The 12,789-nt window shown below is 69.0% G+C and carries 11 protein-coding genes; 6 read left to right on the top strand and 5 right to left on the bottom strand.

Annotation, left to right across the window (positions count from 1 at the left end; translation table 11 throughout):
- Positions 1 to 431: 431 nt before the first annotated feature.
- Positions 432 to 884, top strand: a complete 453-nt coding sequence (locus IU448_RS22420) for a hypothetical protein (RefSeq protein ID WP_195057648.1) — start codon at positions 432 to 434, stop codon at positions 882 to 884.
- Positions 885 to 902: 18 nt separating this feature from the next.
- Here the strand turns inward: IU448_RS22420 and IU448_RS22415 are convergent, their stop codons facing one another.
- Entirely contained in the window at positions 903 to 1,763 is an 861-nt protein-coding gene (locus IU448_RS22415) for a helix-turn-helix domain-containing GNAT family N-acetyltransferase (RefSeq protein ID WP_195057647.1), read from the bottom strand.
- Between the two features lie 340 nt (positions 1,764 to 2,103).
- Here IU448_RS22415 and IU448_RS22410 point away from each other — a divergent pair, with 340 nt between their 5' ends.
- The gene (locus tag IU448_RS22410; protein WP_195057646.1) at positions 2,104 to 3,327 is read left to right on the top strand and encodes a serine hydrolase domain-containing protein; all 1,224 of its coding nucleotides are present in this window, start codon (positions 2,104 to 2,106) and stop codon (positions 3,325 to 3,327) included.
- Between the two features lie 25 nt (positions 3,328 to 3,352).
- Here the strand turns inward: IU448_RS22410 and ilvA are convergent, their stop codons facing one another.
- Positions 3,353 to 4,708: a threonine ammonia-lyase IlvA gene (gene ilvA, locus IU448_RS22405; RefSeq protein ID WP_195057924.1), complete on the bottom strand. Its 1,356-nt coding sequence runs from the start codon at positions 4,706 to 4,708 to the stop codon at positions 3,353 to 3,355.
- A gap of 88 nt (positions 4,709 to 4,796) precedes the next feature.
- The gene (locus tag IU448_RS22400; RefSeq protein WP_195057645.1) at positions 4,797 to 5,231 is read right to left on the bottom strand and encodes a nitroreductase family deazaflavin-dependent oxidoreductase; all 435 of its coding nucleotides are present in this window, start codon (positions 5,229 to 5,231) and stop codon (positions 4,797 to 4,799) included.
- A gap of 131 nt (positions 5,232 to 5,362) precedes the next feature.
- Between IU448_RS22400 and IU448_RS22395 the strand changes: the two genes are divergently transcribed.
- Positions 5,363 to 5,590, top strand: coding sequence for a hypothetical protein (locus IU448_RS22395; RefSeq protein ID WP_195057644.1), 228 nt, complete (start codon positions 5,363 to 5,365; stop codon positions 5,588 to 5,590).
- A 145-nt stretch (positions 5,591 to 5,735) separates the two neighbouring features.
- Positions 5,736 to 7,136 carry an amidase gene (locus tag IU448_RS22390; RefSeq protein ID WP_195057643.1) on the top strand — a complete coding sequence of 467 codons (1,401 nt, stop codon included), beginning with the start codon at positions 5,736 to 5,738 and terminating at the stop codon, positions 7,134 to 7,136.
- An 18-nt stretch (positions 7,137 to 7,154) separates the two neighbouring features.
- Here IU448_RS22390 and treY read toward each other — a convergent pair whose 3' ends face one another.
- Positions 7,155 to 9,557: a malto-oligosyltrehalose synthase gene (gene treY / locus IU448_RS22385; protein WP_195057642.1), complete on the bottom strand. Its 2,403-nt coding sequence runs from the start codon at positions 9,555 to 9,557 to the stop codon at positions 7,155 to 7,157.
- A 225-nt stretch (positions 9,558 to 9,782) separates the two neighbouring features.
- The gene (locus IU448_RS22380) at positions 9,783 to 10,325 is read right to left on the bottom strand and encodes a cupin domain-containing protein (RefSeq protein ID WP_195057641.1); all 543 of its coding nucleotides are present in this window, start codon (positions 10,323 to 10,325) and stop codon (positions 9,783 to 9,785) included.
- Between the two features lie 29 nt (positions 10,326 to 10,354).
- Here IU448_RS22380 and IU448_RS22375 point away from each other — a divergent pair, with 29 nt between their 5' ends.
- A complete protein-coding gene (locus tag IU448_RS22375) occupies positions 10,355 to 10,822 on the top strand; it encodes a MarR family winged helix-turn-helix transcriptional regulator (protein WP_195057640.1) in 468 nt (155 codons plus the stop codon).
- A gap of 350 nt (positions 10,823 to 11,172) precedes the next feature.
- Positions 11,173 to 12,471: an adenosylmethionine--8-amino-7-oxononanoate transaminase gene (locus IU448_RS22370; RefSeq protein WP_280457079.1), complete on the top strand. Its 1,299-nt coding sequence runs from the start codon at positions 11,173 to 11,175 to the stop codon at positions 12,469 to 12,471.
- The last annotated feature ends 318 nt before the right edge of the window (positions 12,472 to 12,789 follow it).

The raw sequence follows: 12,789 nt of genomic DNA, 5'->3' as shown, positions 1-12,789 counted from the left end.
CCCGCCGGTGACGCGATCGCGCCGATATCCGGTTCCGGCGGCCCGGGCGGGACTGGTACCGCGAGGCCGATCCGTGCGCGTCCGCACCATGCTCGGGGTGCGCACCGAGGTCGGGAGGGTCTGCGGGGCCGGGCCGTCGGGGCAGGTCCGGCATCGGCGCGCCCAGGCCGATCCCGGATTTCGCGGAGGTGGTTCGCGCCGCCTCGCGGCCGGGTATCGCGGAAGGTTCCGCGGGGCGGGTCCGGCGGATAGGGTCGGCGGACAGGCGGAGACCGGATACCGGGCGGTAAGCGGCACCGTCGTAACACGATCGATTCGTACGGGGCAGTTCTATGAGGATTTCGGCGGGTGCGCCCGGGTGGTATGACGCGTGCACGCGGGATGAGCGCGCCGATACGGTCGTTTTGGCGGCGTCGCGGTGGAAATGGTCGGTGGTGTGGTCGGGGGGCGCGGCGGCCGGGGTAGTGCTCGCCGTGTGCGGGCTGGTGAGCGGTGTGCTGCCGGTGGCGTGGCCGGTGACCGCTGTTCCGCGCGCGGCGCTCGGTATCGCGCTGGCGGCCCTGCTGATCGATCTGGCCGTGCTCGTCCCGAACTGTGTGGCCTGGTTTCGGGTGGAGCAGGTGTTCTCCGGCCGGGCGCCGGACGAGGCGGTGCGGCCGTTCCGCTGGATGCGCTGGGTGCCGACTTCCCTGGTGTCGCTGTTCGGCACCGTCGCCATGCTGGCTACGGGTGTCCATCCGCTCGCCGTCCTGGGCGATCACGGAATCGGCGGGTTGTCGTTTCTCGACTGGGTGACCGCGGTGGTGGCGGTGTTGTGTGTGCTGTGCGGTCTGTCGACCATGTGGTTGAAGGTGATCCTGCGACCGGTGCGCACCGGCCGGTGATCCGCGGGCGGGCCGGGTTCAGTTGAGCGGACTGCGGCGTTCGAGCAGCACGGCATCGCGCCAGCGCCCTTCGAATCGGCCGATCCGCTCCCGGATCCCGACCGTGCGGAACCCTGCCGCGTGATGGACCGAGATACCGGTCCGGTCCTCCGGGTACAGGGTTGTCTGCAGTGTGCGCAGTCCGGCGTCCTCGGCGGCCATCACCTGCCGGCGCAGCAGTGCGGTACCGATACCCCGGCCCTCCAGATCGTCGGCGACCATTACGCAACTATCGGCGATATCGCGATAGAACTCCTGTCCGGAAACCGGAGTGAGGGCGGCCCAGCCGGCGATCCGGCCGCCGGTTTCGGCGACCCAGCGGTGGCCCGGCAGCCACTGCCGGTCCAGATCCGCGCGCTCGGGTGCTTCGGTGGCGAAGACCGCCGGATAGGTGGTGCCGCGGCTGGCGTAGATGGCCCGGACCGCGGGCCAGTCGGCACCGCCCAGCTCGCGCACCGTGACGTCCGGGGGGAGATCGGCGGGGCACAGCGGTTGGGGGGTCAAGATGCCCATGACGGCGTCGGCGGTATGGGGAAGTTCCGTACAGCGGCCGGGATTGACCGTGACGAGTGTGGCGGTGCCCTCTTTGTGTACCGTGACGAATCCGGCGTCGATGAGTTTGCGGACATGGTGGGAGACGGTCGGCTGGCCGATTCCGAGGGCTTCGGCGATTTCGCCGATATGAATTCCGGCGGGGCTCGTGGCGACCTGGTGCAACAACCGGACCCGGGTCGGGTCGGCCAGGCAGGAAAACCAGCCGGCATAGAGGGTCGCGTCGGCGACCGGGAGCGCATCGTCGCGCACCTGGTCCCGCACGATCGGCGGTTCCAAGGAGGTCATGCGGCCCACTATATCCACCCGAATATTCGTTTCGAGAATTTTGCCGTTCCGAATGTTTATCGAGTGTCTTCGATAGTTTGCACAGGGAATATTCCGGAATCATTTCGAATCCCGGAGGTGACGAATTCGTATCTTCGGCCCGGAATTATCTCGCCCGATTCCACGCCTTGCGGTCGGAGGCTGTCCGGGACGATGGCATTCGGGTACCGGGCCGGGCGGACGCTGTCAACGCTGTCCGATCTCGCCGCATCCGGCTTCTACCGGTGCGATGGGTCGACGCGCTGTATACCGTCCGGGACGGGCGTTGCCGGAACGCGCCGAATGACCTTACTGTGTAAGGATGAGCAGCGTCGCTTATTCCGGCACCGCCGGAGCAGGATTCCGGCGGCTGACGTCCGCATTCACCCGGGTCTACGGTGGCCGGAAGGGTGTCGGAGCGGCGCTGGCGGTCTATCGGCACGGGGAACCGATTCTGGATATCTGGACGGGGGAATCCGCGCCCGGCCGGCCGTGGACCCGCGATACCGGGGCCATGGTCTTCTCGGCGACCAAGGCGATCGCCTCGACCGTCGTGCACCGGCTCGCCGACCGTGGACTGATCGACTACGACGCCCCCGTGGCCGAATACTGGCCGGAGTTCGGCTGCAACAAGAAAGACTGCATCACCGTCCGGCAGGTGCTCACCCATTCGGCGGGGTTGTCCGGGGTGGGCACGCTGGCCGCGCACGGTTCCGAACTGCTCGACCACGAGCTCATGGCGCAACGGCTGGCCGCCGCCACTCCCGACCGATTGCTCGGCGTACCCGCCTACCACGCGATGACCTACGGCTGGCTGCTCGCCGGGCTGGCGCGGGCGGTGACCGGGTCGAGTATGAAACAGCTGTTCCAGCAGGAAGTCGCGCAGCCGCTGGGGATCGAAGGTATCCATCTGGGCCGTCCGCCCGCGGGGTCGGTGACCATGGCCGCGGAAAGTTTCGGGACCGGCTTCGCCTTCGCCGGTACCCCGCACGGCTCGCGCCTGGTCACCCTGCTGCAGAGTATTCCCGGCGTCCTGGGCGTGAGCAGCCGTTCCCTGTTCATCCCGGGGGCGGAGGCCATTCTCGCCGGGCCCAACCCGCCGGTGCTGGACAGCGAAATGCCCGCGGCCAACGGGGTCTGCACGGCCAACGGGCTGGCCGCCATGTACGAGCCGCTGGCCTGTGACGGGATGGCCGGGGGCCGGCGGTACCTGTCCGGGGCCACCATGCAGGCGATTCGCCGGATCGAACGATACCGCCCGGATACGGGACTGTTCCTGTACATGGGACCGCTGTGGCATCTGGGCTACCACGCGATGCCGACCGTCGGCGCGCCGCGCGGCTTCGGCCATATCGGGCTCGGCGGATCCTTCGGCTGGGCCGATCCGGACAGCGGGCTCTCGGTCGGGTTCGCCCACAACCGGTTGTCGCTGGAAATGCTCGCCGTGGACCAGCCGGCTTTCGCCTGGCTGCTGCCCCTGGTGGTCGGTGGTGCGCGCTCGGCCCGCCGGATCGCCCGCCGCGCGCCCCGGGAAGCCGCCGCCTGACCCGTGGGCAGCGGGCCCGGTGGGGTCAGGTCAGGTAGCGGTAGGCCGGTGAACCCGGTTCCAGCCGTTCACACTGGATCGGCGAGCGGGCGATCCGGTCCAGCAGCGGCTGCAGCCCACCGCGTTCGCCCAGTTCCACACCCACCAGGGCGGCCCCGGTCTCCCGGTTGTTGCGTTTGACGTACTCGAACAGGGTGATGTCGTCGTCGGGGCCGAGCACTTCGTCCAGGAAGCGGCGCAGCGCACCGGGTTCCTGCGGGAAATCCACCAGGAAGTAGTGCTTGAGGCCCTGATGCACCAGGGACCGTTCGATCACCTCGCCGTAGCGGGAGACATCGTTGTTACCGCCGGACACCAGGCAGACGACCGTCGAACCGGGTTCCGGGGCGGCCTCGAGCAATGCAGTCACCGCGAGGGCGCCCGCCGGTTCGGCGATGATCCCCTCGTTCTGGTAGAGGTCCAGCATGGCCGTGCAGAGGGCGCCCTCGTCGACCCGCAGTACGCGGAACGCGCCCGTGCCGGGCGGATTCTCGGTGCCGGTGAGCAGGGGCAGCGATGTATGCGCGGCAACGCTGCCGCCGAAACCCGAGACCGCGTCGAAAGGCACCTTGCCGATCCGGCGCACCGCGGCACCGTCGACGAACGGGTCGATCTCCGGCAGGGTGACCGGTGTCCCCGCGAGCAACGCCGCGGTGAGGGACGCGGCGCCGGCCGGTTCGACCCCCAGGATGCCGGTCTGCGGTGCGCGGTCCCGCAGGTAGGTGCCGATTCCGGCGAGGCATCCGCCGCCGCCGACGGGGACGATCACCAGATCGGGCGGTGTATCGAGCTGGTCCAGGATCTCCGCGGCGATGGTGCCCTGCCCGGCCGCGGTACGGGTGTCGTCGAACGGGGGCACCATGGTGGCGCCGCTGCGCCGGACATCAGCGGCCGCGGCCGCGGCTGCGGCGTCGAAGGTTTCCCCGACCGCGATGAGTTCGACGAACTCACCGCCGTGGACCCGGATCCGGTCGCGTTTCTGCTTGGGCGTGGTGGTCGGCACGTAGATCCGGCCGGTGATCCCCATCGCGCGGCACGCGAACGCCACACCCTGGGCGTGGTTGCCCGCGCTGGCGGTGACCACACCGGCGGCCCGCTCCGGCTCGCTGAGTTGCACGACCAGGTTGTAGGCGCCGCGGAGCTTATAGGACCGCACGACGGTCAGGTCCTCGCGCTTCAGATACACCTGCGCGCCGGTGAGCTGGGACAACCGCGGGCACAGTTGTAGCGGAGTGGGCTCGATAATGTCCGCGATACGCTTGGCCGCAGCGTCGATCTCGTCCGCGGTGAGCGCGGGACGGGCTTCGGGCAGATGGGTCAGCACATCGGGCACCCGCCCCATGGTGCCACCCGCCGCTGTCGCGGACTGCGGCGGGTGGTCTGTACTGGGGTTATCGTTCATTTCACGGTGGGTGGCCGCAGCCCCGGCGTCAGCGCGGTGTGAGCACGAACACCGGGATCTGCCGTTCGGTTTTGCGCTGGTAATCGGCGTAGGGCGGGTACGCGGCGACGGCACGTTCCCACCAGACGGCCTTTTCCGCGCCGAATACTTCGCGGGCGGTGTAGTCCTTGGTCACGGTGCCGTCCTGTAGTTCCACATGCGGTTCGGCGACGATGTTGTGGTACCAGACGGGATGTTTGGGCGCGCCACCCAGCGAGGCGACGACGGCGTACTCGCCCTCGTGCTCGACCCGCATGAGCGCGGTCTTGCGCAGTTTGCCGGTCTTGTTGCCGACGGTGGTCAGCACGATGACGGGCATACCGTTCAAGGTGGTGCCCTCGGTGCCCCCCGAGTTCTCGATCTTCTCGGCCTGTTCGCGAGCCCAATCGGACGTGGACGGTGCGTATTCTCCGGTCAATGGCATACCACGGGAAACGTCGGGGAATCCGGCGATTGTTCCCGGGTCGGGGCGCGGTGGCCACGCCGCCGGGAGACGCCCGCGGAAAAACAAAAGTTCGATGGACCGAACATGGGCTGCACGGGTACCCTTACAGGATGACCGCATCGCAGGCTCTCGAAACCCGCGCTCCCGTACGCGCCGGGGCGGAAGTCGATATCGCGGGGACGCGCTGGCCGGTCTACAAGCTGGAAGCGCTGGGTGCGGGGCTGCTGGCCGTGCTGGTCGTGGCGCTCGTTCTCGGTTCGCTGCAGGCCGGAGTGCTGTTCGGTGCGGCTGTGGGCGCTGGGCGGTGGACCTCGGGGTGGTGGCGTACGGCCCGGTAGTGCCCGCGGTGCCCCGTCGCCGGATTCTCGTGTCGCTCCGGCTCCGCGCAAGCCGTACACGTACTAGTCTGGGCCGAACTGAACCTATGTCCAACTTGGCCCGGTCGATCACCCGCCCGGCCCCGAGGTACACGCGAGCCGAGATATGAGCGATCGAGTACATGCCTTCACCGACGATGTGCTGGGCGACCACGACGCGGTGGCACTGGCCGAGCTGGTCCGCTCCGGGGCGGTCCGTCCCGACGAACTCGCGGCGGCGGCGCGGGCCCGGGCGGAGGCGGTCGATCCGCGGCTGAACGCCATCGCATTCGACTGCCCGGCCCCACGGCACGCGGCAAACGATTCCGGCGCCTGGTACGGCGTCCCCGCCTTTGTGAAGGACAACGCCGATGTGGCGGGGCTGCCCAGCTGTCACGGCAGCGCCGCCATCACCCCGCATCCGGCGGGTAAGGACGACCGTTTCACCGCCCAGTTGCTCAGCACCGGCATCACGGTCCTCGGCAAAACCACCATGCCGGAGTTCGGGTTCACCTCCACCACGGAATTCGAGGCCAGCGATCCCACCCGGAACCCATGGGATACCGGGTACACGGTCGGCGGGTCGTCGGGTGGTTCGGCGGCGATGGTCGCGGCCGGCGTCGTGCCGGTCGCGCATGGTAACGACGGCGGCGGTTCACTGCGCATTCCGGCGGCCTGCGCCGGCCTGGTGTCGTTGAAACCCAGCCGGTTCCGGCATCTCGACAATGCGCAGGCCCGGCAGTTGCCCATCAAACTGGTCTCCGAAGGCGTGCTCACCCGGTCGGTTCGTGATCAGGCCGTCTACCACGCCGCCGCGGAAAAATACTGGCGCAACCCGAAACTCCCGCCCATCGGGATCGTCGAGGGCCCACCGGCGCGCACATTGCGGATCGGTTTGCTCACCACCGCGTGCAACGGCCGCGAACCCGATACCGAGACCGCGGCGGCCGTCCGCAGTACCGCCGAGATCCTCGAGGCGGCCGGGCATTCCATCGAGCCGATGGCCTCCCCGGTCGCGCCGAGCCTGGTGGAGGATTTCCTGCGCTACTGGGGTTTTCTGGCGCAGATGTCGGGAACGACCGGCAAATTGAGCCACGGCCGCAGTTTCGACGCCGCCCGCCTGGACGCTTTCACGAAAGGGCTCGCCGCCTCCTTCCGCCGGAAACTACTGGCGACCCCGGGTTCGCTGTACCGGCTGAACAAAGCCCGCGCCGACTACGACGACGTCCTCACCCGTTACGACGTGATCCTCTCGCCGGTGCTCACCCACACCACACCCGAACTCGGGTATCTCCGCCCGGGTGTGCCGTTCGGCGAATTGATCGACAGGGTCACGAATTTCGTGGGCTATACGCCGATCAACAATGTCACCGGATCGCCGTCGATCGCGGTCCCGGCCGGGCTCACCGATACCGGCCTGCCGATCGGGGTGATGCTCAGCGGTGCCTACGGCGACGAACGGACCCTGCTCGAACTGGCCTTCCTGTTGGAGGCGCAGCGTCCCTTCCCGCGGATCACCGAATCCTGACCGGTCGCGCCGAAGCGCTCAGCGGACCAGCAGCGCGACCGGCAGGCGAGCGAACAGTTTCTCGGTCCGGGCGCGGTTCTGGAAGGTGTGGCCGGTGAGCCGGTCGGTCCACGACCCGGACGGCAGTTCGAGATAGGTATCCCCCCAGCCTGTTTCGCCGATGGCCACACTGTGCCGGGTCACCGCCACGAGGATTTCCGGGTCCGCCCCGGCCCGCCCGCGCCCGTAGGCGACCAGATTGCCGGCGTGTTCTCCGTGCCCGAATACCGGCGTATAGCTGCCGCCGACGAAACATTCCGGCCGTTCCCGGCGCAGCCACAGCGCATACGCCACCACCCACATCTTCGCGGCTCCGGTGATATCCAGGGCCGGGGTGGTGGTGAGAGTGTGCAGCATCGCGATGCGGGAGCCGAAATCCACCGGGCGCCGGTTGTCCGGATCGACCAGGGAGTCCTCCCAGATCTCGCAACCCTGGTAGATATCCGGGATACCCGGCGCGCACAGCTGCAGCAGCTTCTGGGCCAGCGAATCCGACCAGGCGTGCGGTGCCAGATCGTGTGCCAGATCGGTGAGCTGGCGGCCCACCGGGCCGTCGATCACCTGGTCCAGCCAGGTGTGCACCGCGTTCTCGAACTCGAGGTCGGGCTCCTCCCAGGCGGTGTGCAGCCCGGATTCGCGCATCGCCTTTTCGGCGAAGCGGTGCACACGCTCGCGCAGCCCGGGCACCGAGGACGCGGGCCGGCCGTCGGCCGGCCACATCCCGAACATGTTCTGGAGTAGGAACAATGCGGTCGCGCCGTCGGGCGGCGGCAGCTTTTCCAGCCACAGGGTCACCGCCCGCGCCCACATCCGCGGCACCTGGGACAGGATCCCGATCCGCGCCCGCACATCCTCGCCGCGTTTGGTGTCGTGAGTGGACAGGGTGGTCATCGAGGCGGGCCAGCGCAGCGCACGCGAGGCGTTGGCGAGATGGAATTCGTTGACCGTACGACCGAAACGGGCCGGATTCCCACCGAGTTCCTGAAGCGAGACCAGCCGCACCGCGCGGTAGAACAGGATGTCCTCCACGGCCTTCGCGCCGATCGCGGTACTCACCTGATGGAATCGGCTCCATGCGGTCGCGCCCCGGGTCAGCGCCGTCACCAGCACCGACAGCGGTACCCGCAGTTCGGCGTTGCGTTTCTCCACCTCGGCCAGCACCGCGCTGATCATGCCCGCGAGCGGGGTGTAGTCGGCCCGCGCCACCGGCAGGAACGACAGCACCTCGATGGTGGCGTTGGTGAGCGCCATGGTGTCGAAATCCGCGGCGCCCGCATCCTGTTTGATCGCGGCGACCAGACGGCGAATCTCCGGCAGGAGGATACTTTCCGCGACCGCTCGTTTGATGCGATGTTCTTTCTCGCCCACCCAGACGCGGTCGCTGCCGTGGCCGGTGATGTGCCGGGACAGTTCGGTGAGGATCGGCTCGCCCGCGGGTTCGAGCAGGACACCGCCGAAATCGGCGAGGGTGTCATAGCCGGTGGTGCCGTCGATCGGCAGGGTGGGGTCGAGCGGTTCGCGGTTGGCGAGTGTCTTCTCCACCAGCAGTAGCCGGTTCGGGCCGATCAGCCGGCGCAGCCGCTGCAGGTACTCTGTCGGATCGGCCAGTCCGTCGGGATGGTCCACCCGGACGCCGTCGATGAGATCGTGTTCGCACCAGGCCGCCAGCTCGCGGTGAGTGGCCTCGAAAACGTGCGGATCCTCCTGGCGCAGCGCGGCCAGACCGTCGATCGACAGGTAGCGGCGGTAGCCGCAGATCCCGGATTTGCGGCTCACCAGCCGGTAGTGCTGTTTGTCGTGGATGCGCAGCGCATTGTCGCCGTCGGTGCCCGGCGCGATCGGGAAGCGCAGATCGTAGAGTGCCAGCAGCGGTTCGGGCCCGGACCGGTCGACGCTCAGTGCGGCCGGATCGTTCTCGCTGCGCAGCACCGGCAGCGCCAGCCGCCCACCGACACCGTTGCCCGGACTCCAGTCGATATCGAAGAAGGGAGCGAACTGCGAGGTACGGCCGTACTGCAACACATGCCACCACCAGGGATTCTGCTGCGGGTCCGCGACTCCCACATGATTGGGGACCAGATCCATGATCAGTCCCATACCGCGGTTGCGCGCTTCGTCGGCCAGGACCTTCAAGCCGACCGGCCCGCCGAGCGCGGGGGAGACGGCGGTGGGGTCGGTGACGTCGTAGCCGTGTGTGGAACCGCGCGCGGCGGTCATCACCGGCGACAGGTAGATATGGGAGACCCCGAGCTGCTGGAGGTACTCCGCGATCGCCGCGGCCTGTGTGAAGGTGAGGCCGTCCGGTCGCAGCTGTAGCCGGTAGGTGCTGCGGACCGGGGTGAATCGCGGAGTGGGGCGAAAACGCGGCGGGTCTGCGGGCATACGGTTCTCGGTCGGGTCTCGGGGTGGCACGGCGGACGGATGTGGGCTGCGCGCTCTTCGGCGGGGTGCGGGTCACCGTGGATGGTAGGCGTGGCCCCGTGGCCGGGTGAGATCCGGCGATTCGGGAGGGGGTGCCGCACGCTCGGGCAGCGGGTCGGACGCGCGCATGGTCAAAACCCTAGCGCGATTCCGGCGAAGTTCCGCCGGGGGCCGCTGGTCGACTGCTCAGTTCGGCTCGTTCGCCATGGGCAGCCAGCGGGCGTAACCGGTTCGCCGGGCGATAGCGGCGAGGGTTCCGAGAGTGGTGCGTTGCAGCCAGGGGGGTATTCCGGCCAGGTATCCATCCTGTAGTTCCCAGAGCAGGGCGAGTGCCAGCGGATTGCGGGGTATGCCGGAACCGGTGGTGGCGCCGGCCTCGTCCAAGGCGCTCCACAAGGTGAACATCTGCCAATGCCGCAGGGGTGGCCGGATCTCGTGGTCGAGCACGGTATCCGGTGCTTCGTTGTGGAATTCGTGCACCGCGCGCGCGGGGGCTGTGACGGTATCGCCCGGTCGCGCGAGGATCTCGTGGCCGTCGATCCGGAATCGCGCCGCGCCCCGGCGCACCGTCCACTCTTCGGTGAGTGTCGGATGCCAGTGGGGTCCGGCCTGGCGGCCGGGTTCGGGAAGGTCGTGGCGCAGACGCAGATACGGGCCGCGGTGGTCGCTTCCCTGATCGACCAGGGTGACGCGATGGCCGTTGCGGAAGGTGAGGGCCGGGGAGCTCATAGAACAATTAGAAAGGTAACCTTTGTATTATGTCAACGCCCGAATCTCCCTCCCTCCTGAAACTGCTCACCCTTGCCGCCAGAGCAGTCGAGGGCGAATTGAACGCCGAATTGCGGGCCCGGCTGTCCGCCGACCTGCGCCCCGCCCACTATGCGGTATTCCGCTACCTCGACCCGGCCGGATCGAGGGTGGGCGAACTGGCGCAGGCGGCGGGGATGACGCAGCAGTCGATGGGCGAACTCGTGGGGCAGCTGGAAAGTGCGGGGCTGGTGCGCCGGCAGGTGGATCCGGTCGACCGGCGGGCCCGGCAGGTGGTGTGCACCCCGGCGGGCCGGGCCGCGCTGGTGCTGGCCGCGGAGCGGATTGCCGGAATCGAGCGGCGTATCACGTGTGCGGTCGGGGAAGTGGGTATGGCCGAGTTGCTGGATCTGCTCACACGAGTTGTGGGCGTTCTCGGCGCTACGCCGGACGAGAGCGCCGGTGAGCCGCAGCGATAAGCCGTCGGTGCCGAGAACTGCCGGTGTCGTGGCCGACGGCGTCGATCGCGGAGGTGGTCGTTGGTCACCTTGTCCCGGCCGGCTGCCGTCGGCGGGGTGGGCTATGCCCGGCGGGAGGTCCTGGCGTCGGCGGGTCGCGGTGGCCGGGCCCGGTCGTGCGGTCACGGTGTGGCCCCCGGTCGGCCGTCGGCACTCCTGACTCGGGAGTCGTGACCGGCCCGCCACCGGATACCGCAGGCGTGCTCGGGCCGGCCTCGTGCGGGGTCGTCGGAACCGTCGATCGACTTTGGTAACTTGAACGGTGTTCAGGTCGCCCGCGGGTGGCCGCCGTCTCCCGGATGAGGACCTTCGTGACCGTTGCTGCCGCGCCGCTCACCGCGGCGCAGATCTCGGCGCTGGATGCGCGCCACGTGTGGCATCCCTACGGCGGATTCCCGGCCGGCACCGAACCCCTGGTCGTCGCCTCGGCCTCGGGTACCCGGCTCACCCTCGCCGACGGGCGGCAACTCGTCGACGGAATGAGCTCGTGGTGGGCGGCCGTGCACGGCTACCGGCATCCGGTCCTCGATGCGGCACTGGCGGAGCAGGCGGGACGGATGAGCCATGTCATGTTCGGCGGGCTCACCCACGAACCCGCCGTCCGCCTCTGCGAACTCCTGGTGCGGCACACCCCCGCCGGTCTGGACAAGGTGTTCCTCTGCGACTCCGGTTCGGTATCGATCGAGGTCGCGGTGAAGATGTGCCTGCAGTACTGGCGGTCGGTGGGCAAACCCGGCAAACGCCGCCTGCTCACCTGGCGCGGTGGGTATCACGGCGACACCTTCACCCCGATGAGTGTCTGCGATCCCGACGGTGGCATGCACGCGCTGTGGACCGACGTGCTGGCCGAGCAGATCTTCGTCTCCGCGCCGCCCCGGGAGTACCGGCCGGACTACGTGCGTGAACTGGAAGAGACCGTCGCCCGCAATGCCGCCGGACTCGCCGCCGTGATCGTGGAGCCCGTGGTACAGGGCGCCGGCGGGATGCGCTGGCACGACCCCCGCTACCTGGCCGATCTGCGCCGGCTCTGCGACGAACACGGGGTGCTGCTGATATTCGACGAGATCGCCACCGGATTCGGCCGCACCGGAACACTGTTCGCGGCCGACCACGCCGCGGTGTCACCCGATGTCATGTGCGTGGGGAAGGCACTCACCGGCGGCTATCTGACACTCGCCGCGGCACTGTGCACCACCGAACTCGCCGAAACAATCAGCGCGGCCCACGGCGGTCTCATGCACGGACCGACCTTCATGGGCAACCCGCTGGCCTGCGCGGTCGCGGTCGCCTCCATCGAACTGCTGCTCTCCCGGGATTGGCGCGGTGAGGTCGCGCGGCTGGAGCACGGGCTGCGCGCCGGGCTGGCACCGGCCCGCGAGCTTGCGGGAGTCATCGACGTGCGGGTACTCGGCGGGATCGGGGTTATCCAGCTCGACCGCCCGGTGGATATGCGCGCGGCCACGGCCGCGGCTGTCGACGCCGGCGCCTGGATCCGGCCGTTCCGCGATCTCGTCTACGCCATGCCGCCGTTCATCAGCGATCCCGCGGACCTCGGCACCGTCACACGCGCGATGGTCGCCGCGGCGCGCACCGGGGACGTGCGATCGTGAGGGAACACCTCGATACCGGCCGGGCGGCGTACCCCGGCTTCCAGCTTGACACCGGGTGCGGGAGGCGAGACCTCGTGCCGGGTGAGGAGCAGTACGGCCGGCGGCCCGCAAGCGCTGCCGCCGGCTCGTCGAGCCCGCGTGCCGGTGGCTGGCGTTCGTCGCGACGGGGCTGCCGATTTCGGTTCGCGCCCGGCTTCGCTTCGGGCGTCTGTACCGGGCAGCGCCGGCGGAGGTCGTGGATCACTGGTTCCGTCGTGCCGAGACGCCGGTGGCCATGGGAGTGACGTGCCGGTAGCTGTCACAAGGTAGCCGAGGAGG

This window comes from Nocardia flavorosea, from assembly GCF_015477805.1.
GTDB classification, from domain to species: Bacteria; Actinomycetota; Actinomycetes; order Mycobacteriales; family Mycobacteriaceae; genus Nocardia; species Nocardia flavorosea_A.
Note: the sequence above shows the minus strand (reverse complement) of the source record. Positions and strands in the feature narration are given on the sequence as shown.

Excerpts from the sequence above, each read along its gene's own strand:
- IU448_RS22400 (WP_195057645.1), bottom strand. The coding sequence starts at position 5,231 with ATGCCATTGACCGGAGAATACGCACCGTCCACGTCCGATTGGGCTCGC.
- IU448_RS22390 (WP_195057643.1), top strand. The coding sequence starts at position 5,736 with ATGAGCGATCGAGTACATGCCTTCACCGACGATGTGCTGGGCGACCAC.
- IU448_RS22395 (WP_195057644.1), top strand. The coding sequence starts at position 5,363 with ATGACCGCATCGCAGGCTCTCGAAACCCGCGCTCCCGTACGCGCCGGG.
- IU448_RS22375 (WP_195057640.1), top strand. The coding sequence starts at position 10,355 with ATGTCAACGCCCGAATCTCCCTCCCTCCTGAAACTGCTCACCCTTGCC.
- treY (WP_195057642.1), bottom strand. The coding sequence starts at position 9,557 with ATGCCCGCAGACCCGCCGCGTTTTCGCCCCACTCCGCGATTCACCCCG.
- IU448_RS22410 (WP_195057646.1), top strand. The coding sequence starts at position 2,104 with ATGAGCAGCGTCGCTTATTCCGGCACCGCCGGAGCAGGATTCCGGCGG.
- IU448_RS22415 (WP_195057647.1), bottom strand. The coding sequence starts at position 1,763 with ATGACCTCCTTGGAACCGCCGATCGTGCGGGACCAGGTGCGCGACGAT.
- ilvA (WP_195057924.1), bottom strand. The coding sequence starts at position 4,708 with ATGGGGCGGGTGCCCGATGTGCTGACCCATCTGCCCGAAGCCCGTCCC.
- IU448_RS22380 (WP_195057641.1), bottom strand. The coding sequence starts at position 10,325 with ATGAGCTCCCCGGCCCTCACCTTCCGCAACGGCCATCGCGTCACCCTG.